Below are 24,849 nucleotides of genomic sequence, written 5' to 3' on the forward strand. Positions count from 1 at the left end.
GGCGGCCCATTTGGGTCGTTTCGAAAGTCGCCGCTCCCCCTGGCCGCAAACCTGACGGGAGTGGCAGTCCAAGGGCGCCCTCTTGGGTCGCCCGCCGTAATCTAGCGATCGTCGAGACGGGGTGATGTCAGTCACCCCGTTCTCATGCGCGATCCTCAGGGGCAGGTCAGGTGATGGGACACCTCCTGCCCGACGCGGGCGGCTGCGTGACGCGGCCGATTCGCCGCGTCTCCCAGGCAATTCTCTGAGGTGCTGAGCGCCGTCCTGGCGCCGCCAACAGCCAGATTGGGGTGCACCTCTGCTGCACGTAGCAGTCGGTGAAATCAACCGATGTGCGCAGCCGCGCACAGCTAGACGTGGCGTAACCGCCATGGCGTTTCCCGGGTTCGCGCTTGGGGAAATGTCCGTGGTCCCGATCCGCAGGTGCAACTGCGGATCGGGACGCCTTTTGAAGGAGCAGCGTCGATTGTGAACGCCGCCCGGCGGTTGTCAACGCGCGGCGACGACACCGATCGTGTCGAATGAGGCCACGCCCTCCACGGAAGCCCTTGGGAGGGCAGGAGATAGAAAGGGGGTCCGGCGATAGAGAACGCGTGACGTTTTTCTGTTCCGAAACCCTGCCGTGCGCACGACTGCGCTCGCTCTTCTGCCAGACCATCGGTTGCCCCCGGTTGCTGCAACCGCGCGCCGCTGCCTAACCCAGACGCGGCGTGCGGTGGGTGGATGCGTACCTCGCTCCATGCGCAGCGGCAGCGCAGGCGGCGCGCGGCGCATCCGAGGAGACTGGGTTAGGGCGGCCCCGCCCACTCGCGGCTGGCTCCGCGGCGGGCGGTACTCGGACGGACAACCTTGCCAGCGTCCGCGGGGGGCTAAGCCGCCCCGTGCAGCGTGATGGCGCGGGCCTGGTGGCTCACGCGGCGGAGGTAGCCCTTCCGCTCTAGCGCCTTAAGGTGACACAGCACGCCGTACGGGCTCCGGATGCCGAGCAGCGCCGCCAACTCGCGCAGCGTGGGTGCGTATCCGTGCGTGGCGACGTAGCTCCGCAGTGCGACTAGAACGCGGGCTTGGCCGCGGCTGAGAGGAGAGTTTGGCATCAGAAAAGGCCCCGTCGGCATGGTGTACTGGCGTATAGGTGACGGGCCCTAGGATACTCACCCCAATCGGCAAAGCAACCCACAATATGTGCACATTTTCTGCGCGGGCACGCTAGCGATTGGGGTGGCCTGTTTGCCCGTTCGAAAGCCGATGCACGAGCTGCACAGACCGGCGCTGCGACCCCTGCGATAAGAATCAGGGACCTAAGCCGAGGGTCCGAAGCCGCTGTCTCGAATTCGCAGAGGTGGTGTACACCGACTGCAATTGAAGGCTCGCTCTAGCGACGGAGGTTGGGCAAACCGCTGCGAGTTCGCCTTCGGTGCAACTCCGAGCGGCTGGTCCAACCGACGCGACTTGCCGCTGGCCTAGACCCGGTCATTTCCGCAGTTCGTCGGGCACGTCTGTCAATGCCGCATCGCTCAGCACGTAGCTGTGGCCGACGGTCTCTGGGTCGTGGTTCACCAGGTCCGGGAAACGCACGCCGGGCAGGACCTCCACGGCAAAGACCTCTTGCACGCCTTCTTCGAATCGGCAGAAGCCGAGGGTCTCGCCGGTCTCGGTGTTGAGCACCCAGACGCCGCAGGTGCGTTCTTCGGCTTCCTTCAATCGTTCGACGAGGGGGATTCCGCTGAAGATGGCCGACTCACGGACTTGCGAGAGGCCGATGAAGGCTAGCGGTCCGAGGAAGCTCAGGCCGCGGGTGAAACCGGGGAACTGGGCGATCGGATGGTACCTACCGGTGTCGAGGTCAACCGTGCCGATCGTCCCCTCGCCGCTTTCGAGCACCCAGAGCTTGCCGTTGTACCACCGGGGCGAGTGCGGCATCGACAGGCCGCGGGCGAGGATCTCTTTCGAATCGACGTCAATCAGCAGGCCGCCGTCCCGCTTGTTCTCACGCCAGCCGCCTGGCTCGTTGGTCTCGCCCTGGGCCGTGACGTACTTCGCTCGGCCGTCCCGGACCGCCAGACCGTTCAGGTGGCAGTGGTCACCCGGGGCGAGCTGGTTGGTAAACCCGGGTCGCCAGACCGCCTCGAAGCTGTTCTCGTCGCTCCGCACCGCGAGGCAACTGAACGCCGTGTTGACGAACACGAGTTCGCCGTCCACGAACGCCATCTCGTGGATCTGCACGTCGCCCGTGCAGTGGCTGCGTCGCGGCAGGTAGCACGCGTCGTGCTGCGCTTGCACGCTGGGGTAATCGTCCGACTTGTCGAGCTTCGCGCACACGGCCGGGACGTTGTGGAACTCCCAGATGTCGATGCTGCAACCGATGGCCAGCTTGCCGCCGTCACGGGCCAGGCCCATCGGCTTGTTGAGGTTGCGGAAGTGCGTGTTCAAGATGCCCGCATCTTCGCGCAGCACAACTAATTTGCCAGCTTGGTAAGTCGTCACCAAGACCGATGCGCCGAGCTGCTGAAGCAGCTCCGGGAAACTGGTCGTGTGCACGCTGCGGAGCGGATTGGGCGTGGGCTCGGCGGCCGTGGGTTCGACTCCGCTCATCAGAACTCCCCGAACACTACGCCCAGGGTCGCGAGTTCTTCGCCTGCTGGTTCGGGTTCGTTCTGTTCGGCCAACCGATCAATGGTCTCATCCCAATCATCGGTTGCTGAGGTCGGCCGATCTAGGGCCAAGAGCAGTAGACTACCGTCCTTGCCAGGCTCAGCGGGCAGCGTCGCAACCGGCGTGTCGTCTTCGCTCGTCACGGCCGTTGCGGTTGGGGCAAACCACTGGGCGAAGGCCGCTTCGGCCGCGGGTTGCTCGCCGGCTGCCGCGACCGGCGCCGAGACCGGCGTCGGGGCGGGCGCCGGGGCGGGCGTCGTCGGCACAGTCGTGTTGCCGTAGTTGGCGCGCCACAAGAGGTAGTCGGCTCGGTCTATCTTGCCGGCGCTGGCGCCCGTATTGTCGCCGTTGGCGCGGAGGTCAGTGGTGCTGCCGAGCGTGTCGCGCCACACGGTATAGTCGGCCGCGTCGGCGACGCCGTCGTAGTTGTAGTCGCCGTCGGGAAAGTTGGGGACGCCCTGCAATTCGAACGCCCCGATGTCGACGCCCGCCCCATCGTCACGCAAGAAGGGCGCGCCGCGTTGGTCAAATCCACTGGCCAGGGCCGGATCACCCGCGTTGATCGCCGGACTGCCGGGCAGTAAGGCGTGCGTCTGCGTCGGTCCGCCGTTGTCGGCCAGCGGGCCGAGCAGCGGGTCGAACACGCTGCCCGCCGCGCCGATCAGGCTGTGGTCGATCGATACCGGGCTGCCTGGGTCGGGTCGCAGGTCGGGCGCCGCGCCACTGTCGGTGTTGCCGGCGATGATTGAGTTCTGCACGGTGATGGCGGGATTCGTGCCGGTATCGCTGACGAAAACACCTCCACCAGCCCCCTGAGATGCCTGATTGTTCGTGACGGTGCTGCTGGTTAGCGTCACCGCGCCCTCAAAAGTGTAGATGCCGCCGCCGTTGAAACGGCTTGCGTTGCCGCTGAGGGTGCTGCTGTTTAGCGTCACCCCGCCAGCAAGCGTCAAGATGCCGCCGCCGCGGTTATTGCTTGTGTTGCCGCTGAGGGTGCTGCTGGTTAGCGTCACCCCGCCAAAAAAATTGAAGATGCCGCCTCCGTAGAAATCGCATTTGTTGCCGCTGAGGGTGCTGTTGGTTAGCGTCACCTCGCCGTACCCGGCGTAAATGCCGCCGCCGCGGCCGTTGTAGCCGGTTGTGTTGCCGCTGAGGGTGCTGCTGGTTAGCGTCACCCCGCCAGCACGCGTGTAGATGCCGCCGCCGTCGAAATGGCTTGTGTTGCCGCTGAGGGTGCTCTCGATGAGCGCGAGCGTTCCGCTGCCGTTGAAGCGGATACCACCGCCTGATCCCGTGGCGCGTCCGCCGGTGAGCGTCAGGCCGGTGAGCGTCAGGTCGCCCGTCGTGGCGGAGAAGTTGAACACCCGCGAGTTGTCGTCCAACAGTCCTATGCCGCTGGCGGCTACGTCGGTGAGGAACGTGCCGGGCACCAGCGTGTCGTCGCCCGCCGCGTCGGCGGTGATCACCACGTCGGTGGCGCTCGACGCGTCGATCGTGAGCGTCTCGGTGATTTGTAGCTCCGCGCCCCTAAGCCGGATGACGCTATTCGCGCCCCCCGTGAACACATCCGGATCGAACGTGATTATATCGTCGCCGGGATTCGTGTTGCCCCCCGGTAAATCGGTGGCGATGGCGATGGCGATCGCTTCGCGGAGCGACAGATTCCCCACGGTGAAGTCACCGTCGATGAGATCGTTCGTGGTCGAAACTTCAAGCCCCTGCGCGGGGAGCACCGTCTGCCACTCGTAGGCGCCGATGTCGACGCGGCCTAGTTGCACGCGGTCGAGTCCGCGCTGGTCTGTGCCGCTGTTGATAGCAGGGTCCCCCGCATTGATCGCCGGACTGCCGGGCAGCAGGGCGTGCGTCTGCGTCGGGCCGCCGTTGTCGGCCAGGCGTCCGAGCAGCGGGTTGCTGTTGAACAGGTTGTTCGCCCCCACGATGCCAGGGTTGGCTCCGGAGAACAAGTTGTAGTTGCCGGTAAGCGTACCGCTAAGCCACCACACCTCGTTGTCCACAATCGTGTGGTCTAGTTGAACCGTTGCGGAGCCGTAGCCGTTGGAGGTGAAGATTCCATCTCCTAAGCCGCTAGACGAGTTGCCGGTGATGGTGCTGTTGCGAATGACGAGGCCGGCATTGCCGCCAGTGGGGCCGTAGTTAGTAATGGCCCCGCCGGAGCCGTTGACGTCGGCAGTGTTGCCGGAGAGTGTGCTATCGATGATGACCAGTTCGCCACCATTTTCGATCGCACCTCCATTTCTATTGACTTGGTTGTTCGACAGTGTGCTGTTCTTGATCGTGAACGTGCCTTCTCGGTGATTGATGGCTCCGCCAAAATTGGAAGCGTTGCCGTCGATCGTCAGCCCGCTAAGCAGCACATTCTCACGGCTGCGGATTGCGCCGCCGTCGCCCAGATCGCCCCCGGTGAGCTTCATTCCGCTGATCGTGACTGACAAATCGGCGCCGTTAACGCCGTTGTCGATTTCGAAATGCCTGTACCCGTTCAGGTCGCCAATGCCGTTGCCGCCGCCGCCCGCGTCGATCGTAAGCAGGTCGGCCCCTGGGCCGGTGATCGTCAGATCGTCGGTGATGGTCGGCAATTGCGAGGCGATCGCGATCGTCTGTGCGCTGGCAAACACGGCTGAGTCGAAGATGACCGTGTCGAGCCCCACCGAGCCGTTGGCCATGGTGATCGCATCGCGCAAGCTGCCGGCGCCGGTGTCGTTGAGATTATCGACCGTAAAGACGGCCAGCATCCGACGGTCTTCGAGCGGCTCGACGCGGAGCGTGCGGGAGTCAGACGTGCGAGAACGTGTGCGCACGGACCGCGCCTTATTAGACGGATGAACCACAGAAAACCCTCTCCGGACAGAAACGCGCACCCTCAGACCCCGCCGGGAGGTCCCTACGCACCACTACCGAGTGTAGTTACGGCGAGCCGAATTTTCCACCTGATTGGGGGCGATCTCTCTTGATCGCAGCAGCCCCCTGCGACACCAAGGCCCAATCCGCCGGGTCAGGTGGGCCGAACCTATCCGTTGATTGAAGCTAGATTGAGGGCGATTTCCCTACACCGAAGGCCAGGCAGCATCGGCTCGGAACAACTTGTCAACGCCTACTTTGAACCGGTTGCGATGCCAGGCGGCCGCCATAAGGATTGGAAGCCATCCACCTGCTTCGGTTGCATCGGCCGCTGCGCCGGAGAGCGGCAGCGAGCTCGCTGAGGTTGTCACAACCGCTGTCAGCTACGGAGCTTTCCAACGCCGCGCAGTGCAACTCACCTCAGCAAGGTAGCGAAGATGTAAACAACAACCGGCCGCACCGTCCCACCCAACTCCCAACCGCCCCTACACCAGTTCGCCCTCCCTTAGCGGCGGCGTCAGCCCATCCAGCGCCGTGTGCTTCACGATGTCCGCTTGGTTGTTGTGGTCCAGCGGCTCACGGTCGACCGGTTCGTCGGCGCAATGCCGCTCGAAGGCGTTGTCCAACCGCAGCATCCGGTAGCGGTAGTAGAGCGAGTCCGACGACCCCTCCGGGCGGCGGACGTACGCGTAGGCGTCGCTCGGCCGGTAGAGCATCTCGAGCGGACGCGGGAGTGAGCTGTGCGTGTCCGTCACGTAGCCGCGGAGGATGCTCAAATCGTCGTCTAGCATCAGCAGCAGCCGCGTCACGAAGCCACTGCTCGCCCCCGGCGTGGGGCCATAGTAATTGGCGATGTATGCGATCCGGTCGCCCGTGTCGTCGGGGAAGCTGCTCACGGTCCGGTAGACCGCGTGGAAGTCCGTCAGCTCCATCCCTTCGTAGTCGACGCCGTCGTGGCTCACGTCGCAGTCGTCGATGTCCGCGTGGTGCTCGGTCCCGTTGACGCTCAGGCGGATCGCAGGGTTCGTCTCGGTGTTGGTCGCCAGGCCGAGGCTGGGCGGCTTGTACAGCAGCACGTAGCCGCCGGCCGCGTTCTCGGCGAACCCGGTCACGGTCGGCGAGCGGATTCCGGGCGGGGGCGTGTCGGTCGAGGGCGTGTTCGGCGGGTAGCCGTTGTGAAAGTACTCGTCCCCAAAGAACGCGTCCTTCACGGCGGTCGCGATGCCGCTGATGCTGCGCAGGCGGAGGTTCTCGAACGCGTGCGAGTAGCTCCACGACTCCAGCACCGAATCGGCCGCGTCCTCCTCCATCTCGAACGCGCTGCCGCCCAGCGTCCCCCGCACGATCGAGATCGTGATGTCGGCCGAGCCGTCGACCTTGTAGTGCGTCCCGAAGCCGCCGAACTCGTCGGCGTGCGGCCCGGTGTAGCTGTAGTCGAGGTTCGCCCACTCCACCTTGACGCCCGCGACCCGCTCGCCGTTGTTCGGGTCGGCCGACTGCGGGCACGGCGCGTCGGTCCAGGCATGGCCGCCGCTGGAGTAGCCGGGGAACACGCTGTTGATGTCGACCACGCCGACCCCCGCCTCCGAGAACTCGACCGACCGCAGGTCCTCGTGGAAGTCGAAGCCGTGCAGGACGCCCACCTGCCGGGCCGTCGACACGGCCGTTTTCCAACTCGGCTGCAGCGCAGTCCAGCTGTAGGCGAGCTGCACCCGGGCGGTGAGGTGGTTGAACAACGAGACGCGTTCGGTCGTGTCGACGCCCCGGTTGACCGGGACCGAGTGGGAAACGGTATGGACGCCGCCTCCGCTTCCCGAGATGTAGTCGCCGAAGGCCGGGTGCGTGTTCTCGGACGCCAGCCACGCGCCGAGCTCCTTTTGCTCATTCGCGTCCAGCATCGCCAGACACCAGTCCCCGTCGACCTCGTACACCACCCACACGACCTCCTTCACGCCGTCGTGGCAGGACCGCACCCAGAACACGTCGGACGGATCGGCGGAGGGATTAGTAAGCGGAACCGACCAGACCGGCTCGGTGTTGTAGCGCGAGTTGCTCGCGTAGGCGACGTCGTCGCTCCCGCTCATCCGCGAGAACTGGTTGCGGCCCTCGCCCCACCCGTCGGTCAGCGCCGCGTAGAGGTCGTACCAGCCGCGGCAGCAGCAGCGGAACGTGAACCCGAAACTCATCGCACCTACCCGTCAAAGGAAAAACTATCGCCGGCGCAGTCCCGCGATTCGAGCACGTAGACGCCGTCCTTGAGCGTCAACCGACCCATCAGCCCCCGCCCCTCCGCGAGGTCCAGGGCCGCGTGGGACGGGTTCTGGATGTCGATCCGGTTTTCCGCTTCCAGCGTGAAGGTGACCAGCCCGCGGATAATCCCGTCGTCGTGGGCCCAGCTCTCCGCCCCGGTTAGACCCGCCGTGGCCTGCGTCTTGGTGGTGGCGTAGAAGTCGGTCGCCTGCAGCCCGCTCAGCTCGTCGTCCAGGTCGAACAGCGTGTCGCCGGCGCCGGTGTCGCTGAAGTCGCCGTCGACCTCCGTGCGGACCGCGCAGCGCACCACCAGCGCGTTGTCGAACTCGGCGGTGGTCTGCGGCGACGTGTTGCTGTTGGTGAAGCCCGCGACGCCGCCCGTCTTGCGGACTCCGCGGTAGACGGCCACCGCGGCGCCGTTCTTCTCGGTGAGCGCGAAGTCGACGCCCAGGTTGTTCAGGCTGTCGCCCTCGTCCACCTCGGCGATCCACACCTCAACCCACGGCTGATCGGTCCCGCCCCCCTCCTCGCGGAGACGCACCCAGTCGCCGGCGACCGTGTCGATATCGTCGACGTAGGTCCCCGAACTATCGTCCCACCCCCAGGCGAACAGCACCGCCAAGTCGCCCTCCTCGAGGTTGTCGGGCAGCGTGAGCGTCAGCGCGTTGGTCTCGCCGGTGTCGCTGTCGGAACCAACCAGCGTGGCGGCGCCGCCGTTCTGGTAGCTCAGCGGGTAGCCCTCGCCGTCCCATTCGCCGCACAGCACCGCCTTCCCCTCGCCGGGCACCACCTTCTCGGCGCCGCTCGCGTAGGCCGCCGCGGTGAGCGGCGTGCAGACCACGCAGTGGTGGTGCGAATGATCGGCCGCGCCGCCCTCGGCGTCGCCGGCGCCACCCCCGCCAAGCACTACCAGGCACCACTGCTCGCCCGTCGACGCGGTCTCTCTCCACCAGATCTCCGCCCCGGCCGACCCGCTGGCCAGCCGCGTCGCGTCGCCGGCCGCCAGGCCCGCGTGCGTGTGGTCCGCGTCGGTGACGTTCACCCGCGCGAGCGTCAGCCCGCCGAAGCACGCCTCCACCACGTCGCCCTGTTCGGCGCCGTCCTGCAGCACCAGCATCCGCTGGCCGTGCGAAGCGGCCGGCGTGCCGCCCTCCAGCAGCATTGCCCGCGACCGGTCGACCGCCTCGTCCAGGTCCGCCACGCCGTCGGGCAGGCCGTCGAACCCCAGCACCGAGAACGGCTCGAGCGCGCCGGCGTGGTGGCTGATCACCTTCACCGTCTGCTGATGCGGCGACAGCAGCGTCTGCGTCCGGGAGATCCACGCCTCGCGCCAGTCGCCCGATTCCTGCAGCGCCTCGGACACCGCCGCGACGAGCTGCTTCATGCGCCGCCCGGGGAACCCTTGCAGCTTCTCGCCGATCTCGAATTCCGGGAGGTCGCTCATAAGATCAGGTTGTTGAGGTCGGCCCGCGGGGGCAGCCGCAGCTGGTACGCGGCCCGCACGTTGGGGACCACCAGCTTGCGGGAGGCGACGGTGACCGTCTTGGTCCGCTTGATCAGCTGCAACTGGTCGCCGCCCTGCAGGTTGAGCGTGTCGCCCAGGAACGTGTAGCTGAACCCGGCGTCGTAGCCGAAGCCGAGCTGCGCGGCGTAGCTGGCGTCGTCGCGTTGCTGGATTGACGCGGCCACCAGGCAGACCGACCCCGCCGGCCTGCCCTGGAACGGGGCGCTGTTCCACGCCCCCGGGTCGACGCACATCGCCTGGATCAGCGAGATGTAGGTCCCGGTCCACGCCGTGTTGGGGATGATGAACCGCACCGTGTCCGCGATCGACGGGGGCGTCACCAGCACGCCGCGGTGCACGTACTCCGAGCCCTGCCAGTCGAAGCCGACCAGGTCGTCGGGCAGGTCCGGCGCAACCGACGGCGCCTTTGCAACCGGCGCCCCGACCTCGTACCGCTTCGGCTTCGCGCGGAACTGGAAGCCCCGGATCTCGGTCGCCGCCTGCAGCGGGGTCAGGTACCGCAGCCGCCGGGAGTAGCTCAGCGAGACCCGCCAGTAGTGGTCGTTGATCTGCTGGCGCGAGAGCGGCCCGGCGTAGGCGCCGTCGATGCTGGCCGGGGCGACCGCCAGCACGGCCGCCATCGCGGCCGACTCGCTCACTGTGGCGCCGCCCGGGTCCGCGTCGTCCTCCACCCAGTAGGTCCGCGACGGCGCCTCCTCGGAATCGTTGATCAGTTCTAGGGTAGCGACCGCGCTCATTCGTTCGTGACCGAGAGGCCCTCCTTCTTCTTGAGCTCGTCCTTCGTTTGCTTCTGTTCGGACAGCTGCTCGCCCAGCAGCTTCTCCATGGCGGCGGTCTGCTTCTCGATCAGGTCCGGCATCCGCTTGAGGGCCTCGATCGCGTCAGCCTCGGGTCGGTTCATTGAGTCGCTGAAGAACCCCTCGCGACCGGTCTGCCCGTACATCGCGGCGCCCAGCCCCAGCACCATATTCGAGAGACCCACCCCCGTCGCCGCGACGGGGCTGGGCATTGTGTTCGAAAACTCTGCCACGCCTCTTTGGTAGACGCCGTCGGTGATCAGCCGCCGCGCGGCCAGCGACTCCGTCTCCAGCGACGCCTGCGCGTCGGCCGACCGCTTCAGCCGCGCCGCCTCGCCCAGCGGGTCGACGAACCGCGTCTTGCGGTCGATGGCCGAGCGGTCGAAGTTGGCCCGGTTGACGCTCCCCAGCACCTGCTGCAGCAGCGGCAGCTGGTTCTCCAGGTCGGTGTACGCGCGGACCGCCTCCTTGCGGCCCAGCCCGCCCTGGCTGGGCGACTTCAGCAGGTCCGCCACCGACAGGTTCTTGCTCTTGAGCAGCCGCACCCGCTCGGTGATCGACTTGCCCTCGAACTCCTCCACCTGCGCCGTCGACGACAAGAACGACCGCAGCGCCGTGGCGCCAACGCTGGCCGATCCGGTGGAGGTCGCCAGCAGCGCCGTCGCCGCCAGCGTCTCCTCGTCGGAGATCCCCAGCGCCCGCGCGGTGCCGCCCGGCAGCGACGCCGCCTCCAGCAGCTCCTCGACGCTGGCCGGCGAGTAGGCCGACGCGGCGAACGCCTTGCTAGCGATCTGCACCGCGTCGCCCGTCTCGTCGCGGCCGAACGCCGCCAGCTGCGTGCGGATCGCCCGCGCGAAGGTCCCCAGGTCCGGCACGACGCCGCGGGCGCCCAGCTGCAGGAACAGCGCCTCCGCCTCCTCGTTCAAGAGGCCGGCGGAGCTGAGCGAGAACACCGCGCCCGCCGCCTCGCCCTTGGTCTCGGTCGCGCCCGACAGGTACAGCCGGTTCGCGGCGCCCTTGAGCTGGTCGAACTCGGCCTGCGAGTCCGCCAGCTGCCGCAGCTGGCCGATGCTTGCCCGGCTCTCCAGCACGCCCTCGCCGCTCTTGCGGATCGAGGACTCGATCTCCTGGTAGCCCTGCCGGATCGTCGACATGAAACTGACCGCCGCCAGCAGCCGCGGCCCCCACCCGGCGATCGCATCGCCGAAGCGGTTAGCCGAGTCCTCCATCTCGTCCATGCCGTCGGTGGTCGACCCGGCGAACTTCTTGAACTGCCCCTCGTTCTGCTTGTAGTCCTGCTCCAGCTTGCGGATCGCCTTGCCGTACTGCTCGGTCGAAAGCTTGTTCTGGTCCCAGCCGCGGTAGATCTCGCTCCGCAGTCGCTTGAACCGCTGCTGCTGCGTCTCGATGTCGCGGATGATGCGGTTGGCGGCGGCGCTCGAGACCTTGGCGGCCTTCGCGAACTCGTTGTTCGTCTCGTCCTGCGAGCGGCGCAGCTTCTCGTTCTCGCTGAGCGCGCCCGACGCGTCGCCGCCGATCCGGAAGTTGATGCCGTCGCCGCGAGCCATGTCAGAGCCTCACGTTTTCAAGCAACACCAGGTCGGCGACCGACGGCCGGAACCACGGGGACAGGCCCCGCGCCCACGTCAGCCACCGCCAGTACCGGTCGCCTCTTTTTTTTTGACCATCGCCAGCAGCGACGGCCAGTCGACCACCGCCTCCAGCACCCGCAGCGCCACCTGGCTGTCGCGGGCGAACCACCCCAGCACGGACGCCTCGACGGGGCCCGCCAGGTAGTTGAAGCCGAGCGCTGCTGTGGCGTCGCTCAGCGCCTCGGCCTTCGAGAGCGTGACCTCCAACTCCTCCGCCGGCCCCAGCTGCTCCCCCAACGCATCGCGGCCCCGCTGGTTCTCGCGCCGCATCCACTCGTCAAACCGCGTGGCGATCTGCCACAGCGGCTCGTACCGCGGGTCGACTTTGCCAGGGCCCCACTGGGCGGCGACCGGGTCGTAGACGGCGCCCCGCGGCAGCGCGGCGGTGTGCGCCGACAAGGCAGCGTCCCACTGCAGGGCCACGGGCGCGACCCAACCGAGGCCGTCGCCCAGCTCCACCTCATGGCCTGGCAACGCCGTCGAGCGCAGCAGGTTCGACGGCTGGGGCGGAGCGTCCGACCAGCAGCCAACGTGCAGCTCGGGTCGCGTGTCGCCCGTCGCCGGGCTGTGGAGCGACCACACCTGCCGCGGCCGACCCCGGGCGATCAACGCCCGCGCGTCCTGCCGCTTCAGGTCGGTAAACAGCCGGCCCCGGCCGAGCTCCGGGTGGTTGCACTCCGCGTCGACCGGCTCGTTTTCGCATGCGTACCCCAGGCCCCACTCCTCGGCGAGCCTGCGCGTGACGGGCTGACGCCAGCCCTTGGCGAAGTACAGGAAGCCTGCCATGCGACTAGGCTACTCCTCAGTTCGGATGCTGGCCGCCGGCGGCTCTTCGGCCGGCTCCGGCTTCAGCGCATCGGTGTCGTCCGTGCCCTTGAGGCGCTCCAGGTGGGCCCGCCAGATCTTGCGGAAGCGGGGGGACGCGTCCGCTGCCAGCTCCAAGGTCGGCGGCTGGCCCGCCTGGTCGGCCGGCTTCTCGACAGCCAGCGCCGCGAACGCCTCCACCTCGTCGGGCGCCAGCTCTTCCAGGTACACCACGGCCCGCGCGTGGGACTGGAACACAAACCGGCAGCGCTCGGCCACCGCAATCGAATACTGGGACTCAGGCATGAGGTCCTCGGGGTTAGGTCAGCGCCACGCCGGTCTGGAGCAGGAGCGGCGCGGCGCCGCTGGCGGTCTCGATCGTGATGTCCGACGTGCTGGTCCCCTCGCCGTCCGCCTGGTAGGCGGAACCGACATAGACCTTGCCGGCGATCGGGATCTTGATGTGGGCGCTGCTCGCCGGGTCGACCCAGTGCCCGTCCGGGTCGATCTGCACCAGCTGCAGCTCGGTGTCCGCCTGCGTGACCGGCTCGCCGATGCTGGCGACGATCGAATCCAGGACCGAAGGGTCGGACAAGTTAACGTCGATCGTCTGCCGGTACTTGCCAACCCGCGCCTTCGATGGCCAGATCGTGCCGTTGGGCTCCCGCGGCTTCTCGAGCGGTTCGTAGTTGAACTGGATCGAGACGCTCGTGACCTCGGCGAGCGCGGCGTCGAGCAGGGTGAACCCGTAGAAGGCGAACGCCTTCTCGGCGTCCGGGTTCTGCGTCAGGTTGATCGCGGCCGCCAGCGCCTGGTCGTACGCCTGCGCCAGCGGGGCGTCGCCGGTCGCGTTGGTCAGCAGGTGGGAGGTGAGCGACAGCGTCGCCGCCTGGTCGGGCGAGAGCTGCAGCTGGTCGAGCAGCACCAGGCCCCGTTGAGAGACGCCCGCCAGGTGCACGTCGTCGTCGGCGCGGCCCTCCGTCCCGCACATCTCCAGCCGGTTCGCCAGGTAGCGGAACTCCTTGTGGGTCGTGCCGGCGTCGTCCGCGTCGAAGCAGAGCCCCTGCAGCCCCACCAGGTCGAGCGCCTGCTTGATCGCCTCGGTCGTGAAGCTGACCGTCGGCTCCTGCCGGACCACCCGCCGCGCACGGTCGTACGCGGCGCCGGTGGCGGGCGCGGTGAGCTGGCTGTTCAGCTGCGAACGGATCGCGGTCACCAGACCGATGTCGACCGGGTCGCTAGCGGTAGTCAGGCGGATGCGGTCGTTGACGTGGCTCATGGCCGGCTCACTGGGTGTGTTGGTTAGGCGTTAAGACGCACGGTAACGCGTTGGTTCGATCCGATCCGCCGCAGGTGGTAGACGATCCGCTGACGCAGCACCTTCTGCAGCTTGACCCGCTCGCGGGGGCTCCACGCCCGCCACTCCGACCGCATGTCGATCGGCCGGCGGCGACCCTTGGTCCGGGGCCGGTAGTTCAGCTTGCGGGGCCCGCGAATCCAGACCTCCAAGCCGCCCCGCCGGCGGACCGCCGCGCCGACCTTCCGCTGCTGCGAGTCCCGCCGCGCCTCGCCGCTGTAGTCCAGCGGCCGGTTGTGACCCTTCTCGGCGACCTTCTTGCGGCGGTAGGGCCGGCTCCGCTTCCGGGCGCCGTACTCGGAATACGCCTGCTCGCTGAACCGCTTGGGGCGGTAGTGGATATGCCAGTAGACGCCGACGTCCTCGCCCGCCGCGCGCAGGGCCTGGTTCCACTGCCGCGGCCGGACCGTGGGCGTGCCTCTCATCTCGACGCTTACCGACAGCCTGGTCAATCATCATCCTCCGCCCGCCCTCCGCAGGTCCGGGTGGCCCCAGTCGAACGACAGCATCGCCTCGTACACGTGCCCGGCCGAGTGCTGCAGCTTCCGCGGCCGGTGGTTGGGGCCGTACTCCACGCTCACCGTGCCGAGCCAGCCGCGGCCCTGGTTCACCTCGCACCACACGCAGAACTCCTTCACGAGGTCCCCGATCCAGTTGCGGGCGACGCGGTCGTTCTCGTCGCGGAGGATCTCGTCGTTCTTTCTGACCAGCCGCACAATCTTGACCTGCATCCGGCCGGCGCCCATCGCGCGGCCGTTGACGATCGCGTGCCGGTAGGGGTGGTCGTCGGTAGGCTTCACCATCGCGCCGCCCAGGAACGACTCCGCCTGTTGCCGGGTGATCGCCTCGCCGTCCCACGCAGACGGCCAGTAGTCCAGGAAGATCTTCTCCGCCGCCGCCGCCGCGTCGGTGGTTTCGGTGAGCGACTGAAACGCCGGCAGGCTGGCGAGCCCGGCGGCGACCGCATCCTGCGCCCTGGTCCAACAGTTGGTTCCGGCGGTGACGGTGGGCATCGTAGGTCACGCTCTTGCTACTGGACGCCGGAGCGCCCACGGTTGATCTCTTGGGTGAACACGATCACCAGCCGCGTCGCTGCCGAGTCGGCCGCGGTGATCTCCTCGACCGCCCACGCTTCCGCCGGCTCGGTCGCGGTGAACTCGAACACGCCCTCCAACTCCACGCGGCCGGGCAGCCGCCCCGCCTCGGCGCCGTGCCACAGCCTGAGCGTGCGGGTCCGCTGCTTGGTGGTGTAGGTCTCGACGTCCCCCTGCTCCGACTCGAACGCCTCCACGACGCGCTCCGGCCCCAGCGCGACCGCCAGCCGCCGTCGCGCCCCGCGCGGATCTATGTAGTCTGCCGCCGTCAGGTCAACGCGGCCCTGCTCGTCGCGTTCCGCCATCGCGTGACGCATCAGCGGGGCGCCGTGGCGACGCATCAGGTGGCGGAACAGGCTCGGCACTGGTTGGTCATTTCGGTTGGACCCCAACCGCACGCCCGCCGCCGGTCCGGCGGCGGCAGCCGGAGGGCGGCGGGCGGCGATGGGGTGCGGGGGACGTTTGCTCCTCGGCGCCGCCAACTCCGCTACGATCAGTCGGGGTTGGCCTGGCCGTGGATCAGGATCAGGCGGGCCGCCTCGGGGTGCCAGATCTTCCTGCCCCAGTTGGCGCGGCGCCGCACGCGGCTGCCGGCCACCTCCGGCTTCTCGTAGCTCTCCGCCCAGACGCCGATCCGGTCGCCGTCCACCACGCCCATCGGCGACCACACCGGGGAGCGGCCCAGGCAGACCTCCGCCGGGTCGTCGGTCTGGGCGATGTACGCCATCACCGCGACGCCCACCGGCCAGATCCGCGACAGGTTGCGCGTGTTGCCGGTGTTCTTCAGCGAGTTGGCGACGATCACCTCCGGGATGTCCAGCGCCTGCGCCAGGTTGGCCGCGTTGGCGTTCAGCGAACCGGGGCGGGCGTCCTGGAAGTTCTGGTTCTTGATCCGGCCGAGCGTGTCGTCGGCGTTGAGCGCCGCCCGCATGTCCGACCGCGCCAGGAACAACGCGTTGGGCTCCTTACCGAAGTCCAGGAAGAACGCCTCCCGCTCCGCGTCGATGTTCGCGTACGGCGCCGCGCTGGCGGCGTTGAGCCAGCTGGTCAGCCCGCCGGTGGTCCGCGACGCGGCGTAGTTCGCCGGGGTCGTGAAATAGCTGACCACGTCGATCTCGAACGCCCGCAGGATGCACTCCTCGATCAACCGGCTGACGCGCGCCTCCGCGTCGGTCAGGTCGTCGTACCGCTCGAGCGTCTCGTCGTCGATCTGCGACTCGAGGCCCTTGGACTGCGTGTCGTACGAGTCGCTGGAGTACTCCAGCGTCATCAGCTTGAACGACCCGTCCGGGTTGCGGTTCACGTCGATGTCCTGCATCGTCTCTTCCAAAGGCAGACGCGGCACCTTGCCCGCCTTCTTGTCCTTGGGCATCGGCGGCAGCAGGCGGTGGCCGACGTAGCCGGCCTTGTTCATCTCGAGGTCGAACTCCTCGATCGTCAGCGACAGGTCCTCGCGGACGTCGAAGTCCGCGTTGACGGGGTTGGCGGCCATGGCCGGGGTCTCCTTGTCTTAGTTCGTGCGGGGCGTCCGTCGCCCCGGTCGGGTGGGGTGAGTCAGCCGCTACGCGGTGCGGAGCACCAGCACGTGGTCCAGGTCGCCGGCCGCCTCGGTCAGCGCGACGCCCGGGTCGACGGCGCCCCCCGTGCCGGTCACCACCTTGCCGCCCGCGGTCGAGGTCACACTCGCCCCGGGGGCGATCGCGCCGCCGGCGACGAACACGTCGTAGCCGTGCTTGGCGATCAGCGTGGCGGCGTCGCCGGCCGCCTTGGTCCGCCGCACCAGCGTGCCGATCCAGTCCTCGTCGCCGGCGGCGGTCAACACGCCGAACGTGGCCGACATCTTCATCCGGGTGTTGGGCGGGTACGCGCCGTCCGCGGTGAACGCGTGCGGCACGACCCGGTTCGTGTCGTTCTGCTGCAGCTTGGGCATCGGTGGGGTTCCTGATTCAGTCGGTTTGGTTGGGGAAGGGAGCGAGCGGCCGCTAGCCCGGCAGCACACCGCGGATGAACTGCCGCCGCGCCTCCTCGCCGTGCTCGCGCTGCACGCGGCGGCACGCCTCGCGGTAGGTAATGCCTTTTTCTTTGGCCAGCGTGCGGGCGACGGCGCGGAAGTCGGTCGGCGTGTCGGCGTCGGCCGCTTCGCCCGGGCTTCCCTTGGGCAGCGACGCGCCGCGGCCGCTCTTGGCGGGCTCGGTCTTCTGGGCGGGCTGCTGCGCCTGCTCGGCGGCCTTCTCCGCTTCCGCCTTGGCCTCGTCCCGCTCCTGGCGGGCCTGCTCGGCCTGCTCCTCCTGGAACTGCGCGTAGGCGACCGCGGCGTCGGCCATCGTCGCGCCCGCCTCGGTCTGCTCCTCGCGCCACTCGGCGGTCGACTTCGGGAACGTCTTCTTGAGTTCCGCGGTGCTGGCCGGCTTCGGCTCGGCCGCCTGCGGGGTTGCTTGATCTGCCATGGCTGGCTCCTCGGGGGAAGAAAGGGTCGCCGAGTCGTTGCCGGCGGGGTTGGTTGACTTGCTTTGCACGCCGTCGTGCAGCCGGGCGGCGAGCGCCTGCTCCGCGTACCAGCTGCCGCCGTTGGCCACCTCGGCCAGCGCCGCGCCCGACAGGCCGCGGAACGCGGCGACGTCGCCCCGGAACGCGGCGAAGATGAACTCGACCCGCTCCCGCAGGTGAGCCCTCTGCTCCGCGGTGACCGGCAGACCGGGGTAGCCGATCCCCTTGAGCGGCCCGGTGGTGATCTCGACGGGCTCCACGCCCAGCTTCTCGTACAGCTTGCTGCTGTCGTCCAAGCGGGCGTACACGCCGATCGATCCGATGATGGACCCGGCCGACGCGGTTAGCTTCTCGGCCGTGGTCGCCAGCCAGTAGGCGGCGCTGCAGCACAGCCCGTCGGCGTGCGCGGTGAGCGGCTTGGCGGCGGCGAACTCCCGCGCGGCGGCCATCAGGTCCGCGTGCCCGGCGACCGTCCCGCCCGGCGAGTTGAGCAGCAGCACCCCGATCTGGATCTGCTCGTCGGCCGCGGCGGCGCGGAGCGCGGCGGCCAGCTCGGCCGTGCCGACCTCGCCCGGCCACTCCGCCTCGGGGACCATCACGCCCTCCACGTGGAACGTGGCGACGCCGTTCCGCTGCTCGACCCGCAGCTCGTCGGGCCCTTCGAACGAGAACCCGAGCAGGGCCGCGTTGGTGACGTGCTTCACCAGCGCGTCGTGCTCGACGCACAGCACGTCGCGGTTGAATCGGGCGAGCGCCTGCTGCGTCGCGGCAAGCTCCTGGGCGGCGTCAGGCATCGGCGGCCTCCTGCGCCGGGTCGGCGCTCATCGTGATCTGGGTCCGGTCGCCGATCGGGCCCGGGGCGTAGCGGCTGGCCCACCGCTCGATCACCTCCAGCGGGGCGTCCTTCTGGCCGATGCTCGCCAGGTCCGCGATCGCCTGCTGGACGCCCAGCATCCAGTAGTCGCGGTTGCCGGTGACCACGCGGCGGGCCTGCTCCTCGCCGGTGCGGTCCAGCTGGCGGGCGATCGTGTCGCGGTCCATCACGCCGGTCGCCAGCCCGACGGCGTTGGCCTGCGCGTCCTTCAGCGCGTCGACCGCCGGCCAGCCCGGCAGCGTCCAGCTGTGCCGCAGGAAGTTGAACCGGTCCGCCTTGGGCCGGCGGCGGCGGGCCTCGCGGTAGGTCCGCTCGCGGTAGCGGGCGACCGACGCGTCCTCGTCCGCCCAGCGGTGCAGGTAGTGCTCGACCACCGGCGTGTGCCACATGCCGGCCAGCCAGCCCTGCGCGTCGCGGAACGCCTCGCGGGCCTCCACCAGCGCGCCGCGGTAGCCGTGGAAGTTGGTGTCGGCCGTGTCGAGCATGATCAGCACGTACGGCACGCCCAGCGCCACGCCCATGATCCGCAGCACCAGCCGCATGTGGTCGAACCACTCGTTGGCCGGGATGTTGGCGCTCAAGAGGTCGATCTGCTCGCCCGGCAGGCCCTGCAGCTCGGCGCCCGGGTACAGCTCCTCCAGCAGCCGGGCGACCTCGGTCTCCTGGTCGGACTCCACGCCGCTGCGGAGCCGCTTGCCCAGCATCTTGGGGTTGAAGTCGACGTCACGCTGCCGCTTGAGCAGGAACATGTTGGCCAGCTGCTGCTTGACCAGCTGCTGGAACTGCTGGTCCTCGAACATGCCGAGGTAATCGAAGATCGGCGCGAAGATCGACACGCCGCGGGTCTGCGTCACCCGCTTGGGGTCGCGGAGGTGCAGCACGTTGGGCGTCTTCCAGTCGCCGTCGATGCTCTCCGCCTCGACGAAGTACAGGTCCTCGTGCTTGACCGACGGGCTCAGCGGGCTGATCGGGCTGTGGGTGAAGTGGTAGCCGACGCGGCGGCGGTCCTCGTCCAGCTCCACGCCCAGCACGTTGTTCCTGTGCTTGACGCCGCGGATGCGGGGCTGGCGGCACTCATGCGCCTCGCGGGTCGCCAGCGGCCCGTCGGCGGTGAACACGCCGAACGCGTCGCCCGCCGCGTACGTGTCGCGCAGCACCATCCGCGTGAGCTGGGCGAACGTGTACTGACCCTGCACGTCGATCCGCTTGGGGTCGGCCAGCAGCTCGTCGATGTACTGCTTGGCCTCCGCGTCGAACTTGGCGTCGCCCGTGTTGGGGTGGTAGTCGAACCCCCGCTGCGTCACGTTCTTGACCAGCACGTCCAAGAGCCGCGAGCCGATCGGCGTGTTGCGGTCGTACTCGCGGCCCAGCTCGCCCACCCACAGGTGGTCGCTCTGGTTGCGGAAGTGCCAGTCGGCGCCGGAGCCCTGTGAGCTGATGCCCCGGGGCTTGGGCCGCAGCTTGGTCTGCCGCTTGCTCGCCCGGTAGTCGCACTGCTCCCCGTGCGCGCTGCTAAGCGCTCGGGTGGCGGACGTCGACGGGGTCAGCGTGCGGGGCACTAGGAGTCTCGCCAGTTGTCGGCGGGCAGATAGCTAATGGGCGGGGCGACGCACGCCTGCTCAAGGCTCAGCCAGGCGACGGCCTCCGCGAGGTTCTCCTGCAGCACCCGCAGGTCCTGCGACAGGCGGTCGCCGTTCTCTTCGACCTCGGCGATCGCCGGCAGCAGCAGCATTCGGGCGGCCGCGATGTAGTTCTGGGCCATGACCTGGTCGTTCAGCAGGTCGTAGCGCGCCGACTCGCGGGCGATCTGCCAGAGTCGCTCGTCGGATACGTCGCCGGTGAAGTCGTGCAGCCGGGTCGCCATAGAGGGCGAAGATAGCGCGCAGCGGCGCTGGCGCGGCCACCTGGGGCCGCTGAGGGGGCTGAGACTGCAGAGAGGAAACCAAGCTACGCCAGGAATGCAGCGCGAGACCGGCTCAGGCCGGGCAGCCTACGCCAGCGCTGCCATGCGAAGCGTGCGGGAGGTTGCCGCTACCTCTGCAGATTGATGCCTAGCTGAACTCGCCGAGGCTGGTCCAACCTCCTGCTGATTCAATCTTTGGCGCCGGTGAGTTGATATCTAGCGCTAGAGTCGATTCGAGACTATATGCTCAAGAATAGCTGCTGTAGATCGGCGGCGCCGATAGGTTTCACAAGGTGCTTGTCGAAGCCCGCCGCTTTGGACCGCTGCCGGTCTACCTCCTGGCCGTTGCCCGTGACGGCGACCAGAGTGATCGTTTTTCCCCAGGGCTCGGTCCGGATCCGACGCGCTGCTTCACACCCGTCGAGCACCGGCATGTGCATGTCCATCAGCACAACTTGCGGGCGGAAGTGCGCTGCTTCCTCGACAGCTTGGAGTCCATCGCTTGCCTTGCGGACGTCATTGCCGAATTTCTGGCAAAGCACGCTTAGCAGGTGCGCTGCGCCTCGGTTGTCATCGACCACCAGAACTCGGAACCCGAAGTCGGTTGGCAGCTCCTCGATATCCGCTTCGCAATCTCGCTCGTTCTCGGCAGCAGCGTAATCGGCTGGGAGCGGAAGCCGAATGCGGAACTCACTGCCTGCGCCCGCGCCTTCACTTTCGACCTCAACGGTTCCATCGTGCATCTCAACCAGCGTCTTCACCAGCGTCAAGCCGATCCCAAGTCCCGCGTGGCCGTTCTCTACTGATCGTCCTCCCTGGTCGAACATCTCAAATACCTGTTGCTGCAAATCCGCCGGGATCCCGACGCCAGAATCCTTGACGCTGCCGATTACTTCGCCATCACCGATGGTGCATGTTAGATTGATGCTTCCCCCAGGCGGCGTGTATCTGGCCGCATTGGTCAGCAAGTTCGAGAAGACTTGAGCCATCCGATTTGGGTCGACGTCCAGCCAAGTGGGCGTGTTGGGTAGCGTCACCGTGAGCCGGTGACTCGCCTCTTCTATTAGTGGAGTCGAGGCTTCGACCGCGCTACGCACTACTTCATCCAACCTCACCCTGGCCCGGCGTAAGTTAAGGTTGCCACGCGTGATCCGTGAGACGTCCAGTAGGTCGTCGACTAGCGCGATCAGCTGCAACGTCTGCCGCTCCATCACTTGGCGCGTCGCCTCCGAAGCATCTGGGTCATCCTTTGATAGTCGCAACAACTCAAGACCGGTCCGGATCGGAGCGAGCGGGTTGCGGAGTTCGTGCGCCAGGGTCGCCAGGAACACATCTTTGCGGCGGTCGGCTTCTGCAAGTTTAGCGGCGATTTCTTGCAGTTCCTCCCGCATCCGGCGTTGCTCTGTGACATCCATCAGGGTCCCGTCAAAGCTAGTCACGCGGCGGCCCCGCTCACCGTCCTCAAAGCTTGCGCGCCCCTTCGCGTAGACCCAGCGGATCTCTCCATTGGGATGAATTACGCGGTATTCTTCCGCATAGGTTGTAGGGTCGGTTGGAGAGGTGGCGGCCGCGATCGCATCAATCACTCGTTGACGATCATCGGGGTGGAGAGCGGCTACAGCCTCCTCGTAGCTAATGGGCTGATCCTGTCCTTGGAAGATAATGCGGAACCGCTCGTCAGTGGTGAGTTGGACGCTAGAGGGGTCTATGTTCCAAGTGCCGAGCTCAGCTGCTTCCAGAGCCAGGTGCAGCCGCTCTTCGCTGTCCAGCAGCGCTTCTTCAAACTGTTTGCGGTCGGTGATATCCACCACAACGCCCGGCATTCGTACGGCCTGTCCGGCGGCGTCTCGTTCGACCCTCCCTCGGGCGATCACCCAGCGAACGCCGGAATCGCCGACCGCGAGCCGGTATTCAGTCTCATAGGTGTCTCCTCCTTCGAGCGACTCTTCGACCGCGGTGATCACCCTTTGCCTGTCGTCGGGATGTATCGAACCGAGAAAGGCCGAAAGTGATTGGCCGTTGGAATCGTCGACAGAAATGCCAAACATTCTCGCAAGGTTCAGATCGGCCCTCACGACATCGTTGATCGGATCGAATTCCCAGGTTCCTACTTCGGCGGCCGAGAGGGTTGAATCCAAGCGGGATCGGGCCTCTTGCAACTCTCGCTCGATCTCGAGTTTCTCAGTGAGATCGAGCATAGATCCCACCATGCGGATCGGCTTGCCCTGCTCGTCACGGAGCACTCGGCCTCGGTCGAGCAGCGATGCGAAGCCGCCGTCCGCTCGCTGGAAACGGTACTCTTCGAGCCAAAGGTCGTTGCTGCCACCGATGACAGCGTGGATGCTGTCCACGACTCGCTGGCGGTCGTCGGGGTGGATGTGCTCGGTCCACCAGGTGGCGTCTTCGCCAACCTGCATCTCAGAATACCCGAAGCGGACTTGCACTCCTTCGTTCCAGGTGACCTTGTTGGTTGCGAGGTCCCAGTCCCAGATCGCGTCGTTGGCCGCCTGGCCAACCATCCGGTACCTCAATTCGCTCTCGCGGAGCGCGGCGTCTGCCTCTTTGCGCTGCAAGAACTGAGCGACTTGCTCTGCGAGCGGCACAAGGCCGCTAAACACCACGTCAGAAAATGCCTCGCGGCCAAACATCGCAATGACGCCTCGCACCCGACCTTCGGCCAGCAGCGGGTATCCAGCGAATGAGACCATGCCTTGCTCGGCCGCCCATTCAGCATCACTGACGTTTGGGTCGTTCGGCACGTCGTTTGTCAGATGGGGCTGCTGGGTGGCTGCTATGCGACCGATCTTGAGCGCACCATACTGGACGCGGCTGTGAGGTCCATCAAGGTGCGTGTACTGACCAGCGCTTGCCTTGAGCACCAGATCGCCTTCCGGTTGGTCCATGGTCCAGATGCGGGCGAACGCTACTCCGAGGTGCTCCACCAGCGCTTCGCAACAGGACTGCAACGCCGTAGAGGTTTCCTCCCTCAGAACTAGGGAGGTGCTGACATCGGCTCTCACAGCGACCAGCCGCGTCCGTTCAGCTGCCTCGGACTCGGCGCGTTTGAGAACGGTGATGTCCGTGTTAGCGCCGATCCATTCTCGAACGTTTCCGTCCTCCCCGAGAACCGGAACTCCGCGCACCGACATCCACCGGAACTTTCCGTCGTGCCGCAGCACACGGTACTCGATGGTGTAGATGCTCTTGTCACGCACGGCTCGCGACCAGACTTCGGCCGTTCGCTCGCGGTCCTCAGGATGGATCGCGTTCAGCCAGCCCAACCCCTTCCACTGCTCGAACGTCTGGCCTGTGTACGCGCGCCAAGAAGGCGAGTCCTCGATCGTGTGGCCATCCGGGTTGGTGGTCCACACAATCTGTGAGGTAGCGGTCCCCAGCGCTCGGTATCGTTCTTCGCTGTGCCGGATGCGAAGCTCGGAGTCACGCCGCTGCGTTGCATCCCGGAAGACCAACACGCACCCCACCACAGTCCCGTCGGTATTGCGGATGGGCGAGGCGCTGTCGTCGATCGGCAACTCTCTGCCGTCCCGCGCGAGGAGAACGGTGTGGTTAGCCAAGGCCACTACACAGCCCTCACGGAGGGCCGTTACGGCAGGGTTAGCCTCTTCCTCCCGGGTTTGCTCGTTGACGATCCGGAAGATCTCTTGCACAGGCTTGCCGTGAGCGTCATGCCCCGACCAGCCGGTGAGTTGTTCGGCGACAGGATTCAAACTCGTGACGCGTCCCTTCTCATCAGTCACGACCACCGCGTCGCCTATGCATGAGAGAGTGACCCTCAGCAACTCGGCTTGCTCACGCTCCTTCCGCAGTTCGATCAGCTCTCTAACCAGAACCTGGGCAGTCTCGCCGTCGCTCTTGGTGGAGTCGTCCAACACGCACTTGGCCAAAGCCTCCTGAACGTTGAGCAGCTCAGAAATGTCGCGTTCGTGTTGAAGCTCGGGGTGCACCTTCGTCCAGAAGTGTGCCGTCCTTACGAACGTAAGGAATACCAGCAGGTACTGCAGGTTGGTTTCTCCACAGGCGTAGCGGAGCACTTCGAGACTCCTGGCGGCGTCTTCGTTCTGCAGGAACACATGGGAACAGCATGCAAACAACGCCTCCTCGGCGAACGACTCGGCGTCGGGAAACGTGTCGAGCGGAGCTTCACACGAACGAAAGAATTCCAGGTAGGGATCGAGCTCTCGGCCCCGAGGCAAAGGGCGTCGAATCAACCGTACGACTTCCTCGATGGTCTCGGGCGGGCAGTCGCGGTCGCCCGCGGGTCGGCCGAGACCAACCAGGAACCCAACGTGGCGGGAGATACAGTACCGAACATCACAGAACTGAGAGAGGTAGACGAACAGCCGTTCCTTGAACGAAGACGGGAGCGGGTTGTCGAGGTAGCCGAACTTAGCAAAGCCCCACAGGTTCCCGGTAATCTCCGGTGTGTCTGGGCCCAATTGGAAGAAGTTGGGCAATAGACCAAACCGATCGGCAACTTCCTGCTGCAAAGCAGTTGGGCAAACGGTCGCTTTTCGTTCCTCACCCATTCCGATCCCTCCTGCCGAATTGGCTGGGGTCCGCAGATCCGCGGATTG

At 67.0% G+C, this 24,849-nt stretch carries 19 protein-coding genes; all 19 read right to left on the reverse strand.

What is annotated here, in order from left to right; genetic code table 11:
- Positions 1-869: 869 nt before the first annotated feature.
- The 19 genes from KOR34_RS00985 to KOR34_RS01075 all read right to left on the reverse strand — a co-directional run bounded on the left by KOR34_RS00985 (position 870) and on the right by KOR34_RS01075 (position 24,801).
- Positions 870-1,094 carry a LexA family protein gene (locus KOR34_RS00985; protein ID WP_146561378.1) on the reverse strand — a complete coding sequence of 75 codons (225 nt, stop codon included), beginning with the start codon at positions 1,092-1,094 and terminating at the stop codon, positions 870-872.
- A gap of 376 nt (positions 1,095-1,470) precedes the next feature.
- Positions 1,471-2,592 (reverse strand): TIGR03032 family protein, encoded by a 1,122-nt coding sequence (locus KOR34_RS00990; RefSeq protein WP_146561380.1) that lies wholly within the window; start codon positions 2,590-2,592, stop codon positions 1,471-1,473.
- Positions 2,592-5,471 carry a right-handed parallel beta-helix repeat-containing protein gene (locus KOR34_RS00995; protein WP_146561382.1) on the reverse strand — a complete coding sequence of 960 codons (2,880 nt, stop codon included), beginning with the start codon at positions 5,469-5,471 and terminating at the stop codon, positions 2,592-2,594. Before KOR34_RS00995 ends, KOR34_RS00990 begins: the two co-directional genes overlap by 1 nt.
- A 525-nt stretch (positions 5,472-5,996) precedes the next feature.
- A complete protein-coding gene (locus KOR34_RS01000) occupies positions 5,997-7,697 on the reverse strand; it encodes a hypothetical protein (protein WP_146561384.1) in 1,701 nt (566 codons plus the stop codon).
- A 5-nt stretch (positions 7,698-7,702) separates the two neighbouring features.
- On the reverse strand, positions 7,703-9,205 hold the full coding sequence (locus tag KOR34_RS01005; RefSeq protein WP_146561386.1) for a hypothetical protein: 1,503 nt from the start codon (positions 9,203-9,205) through the stop codon (positions 7,703-7,705).
- The gene (locus KOR34_RS01010; RefSeq protein WP_146561388.1) at positions 9,202-10,023 is read right to left on the reverse strand and encodes a hypothetical protein; all 822 of its coding nucleotides are present in this window, start codon (positions 10,021-10,023) and stop codon (positions 9,202-9,204) included. The genes KOR34_RS01005 and KOR34_RS01010 overlap by 4 nt, the downstream gene beginning before the upstream one ends.
- Positions 10,020-11,651: a phage tail tape measure protein gene (locus tag KOR34_RS01015; RefSeq protein ID WP_146561391.1), complete on the reverse strand. Its 1,632-nt coding sequence runs from the start codon at positions 11,649-11,651 to the stop codon at positions 10,020-10,022. The genes KOR34_RS01010 and KOR34_RS01015 overlap by 4 nt, the downstream gene beginning before the upstream one ends.
- A gap of 78 nt (positions 11,652-11,729) precedes the next feature.
- Positions 11,730-12,521, reverse strand: coding sequence for a hypothetical protein (locus KOR34_RS01020; protein WP_146561393.1), 792 nt, complete (start codon positions 12,519-12,521; stop codon positions 11,730-11,732).
- A gap of 9 nt (positions 12,522-12,530) precedes the next feature.
- On the reverse strand, positions 12,531-12,845 hold the full coding sequence (locus tag KOR34_RS01025; RefSeq protein ID WP_146561395.1) for a hypothetical protein: 315 nt from the start codon (positions 12,843-12,845) through the stop codon (positions 12,531-12,533).
- Between the two features lie 13 nt (positions 12,846-12,858).
- Positions 12,859-13,818: a hypothetical protein gene (locus KOR34_RS01030; protein ID WP_146561396.1), complete on the reverse strand. Its 960-nt coding sequence runs from the start codon at positions 13,816-13,818 to the stop codon at positions 12,859-12,861.
- 23 nt (positions 13,819-13,841) lie between these two features.
- Complete coding sequence (locus tag KOR34_RS01035; protein ID WP_146561398.1) at positions 13,842-14,321, reverse strand: hypothetical protein; 480 nt, start codon at positions 14,319-14,321, stop codon at positions 13,842-13,844.
- Positions 14,322-14,351: 30 nt separating this feature from the next.
- Entirely contained in the window at positions 14,352-14,909 is a 558-nt protein-coding gene (locus KOR34_RS01040) for a hypothetical protein (RefSeq protein WP_146561400.1), read from the reverse strand.
- Positions 14,910-14,926: 17 nt separating this feature from the next.
- Positions 14,927-15,355 carry a hypothetical protein gene (locus KOR34_RS01045; protein ID WP_146561402.1) on the reverse strand — a complete coding sequence of 143 codons (429 nt, stop codon included), beginning with the start codon at positions 15,353-15,355 and terminating at the stop codon, positions 14,927-14,929.
- 128 nt (positions 15,356-15,483) lie between these two features.
- The gene (locus tag KOR34_RS01050; protein WP_146561403.1) at positions 15,484-16,482 is read right to left on the reverse strand and encodes a hypothetical protein; all 999 of its coding nucleotides are present in this window, start codon (positions 16,480-16,482) and stop codon (positions 15,484-15,486) included.
- 69 nt (positions 16,483-16,551) lie between these two features.
- Positions 16,552-16,920 (reverse strand): hypothetical protein, encoded by a 369-nt coding sequence (locus KOR34_RS01055; protein ID WP_146561405.1) that lies wholly within the window; start codon positions 16,918-16,920, stop codon positions 16,552-16,554.
- 52 nt (positions 16,921-16,972) lie between these two features.
- Positions 16,973-18,271, reverse strand: coding sequence for a S49 family peptidase (locus KOR34_RS01060; protein ID WP_146561407.1), 1,299 nt, complete (start codon positions 18,269-18,271; stop codon positions 16,973-16,975).
- Positions 18,264-19,910: a phage portal protein gene (locus KOR34_RS01065; RefSeq protein ID WP_146561409.1), complete on the reverse strand. Its 1,647-nt coding sequence runs from the start codon at positions 19,908-19,910 to the stop codon at positions 18,264-18,266. The genes KOR34_RS01060 and KOR34_RS01065 overlap by 8 nt, the downstream gene beginning before the upstream one ends.
- Positions 19,910-20,215, reverse strand: a complete 306-nt coding sequence (locus KOR34_RS01070) for a hypothetical protein (RefSeq protein ID WP_146561411.1) — start codon at positions 20,213-20,215, stop codon at positions 19,910-19,912. The genes KOR34_RS01065 and KOR34_RS01070 overlap by 1 nt, the downstream gene beginning before the upstream one ends.
- 278 nt (positions 20,216-20,493) lie before the next feature.
- Positions 20,494-24,801, reverse strand: coding sequence for a PAS domain-containing protein (locus tag KOR34_RS01075; RefSeq protein ID WP_146561413.1), 4,308 nt, complete (start codon positions 24,799-24,801; stop codon positions 20,494-20,496).
- Between the last annotated feature and the right edge of the window lie 48 nt (positions 24,802-24,849).

It is taken from the genome of Posidoniimonas corsicana (assembly GCF_007859765.1).
GTDB classification, from domain to species: Bacteria; Planctomycetota; Planctomycetia; order Pirellulales; family Lacipirellulaceae; genus Posidoniimonas; species Posidoniimonas corsicana.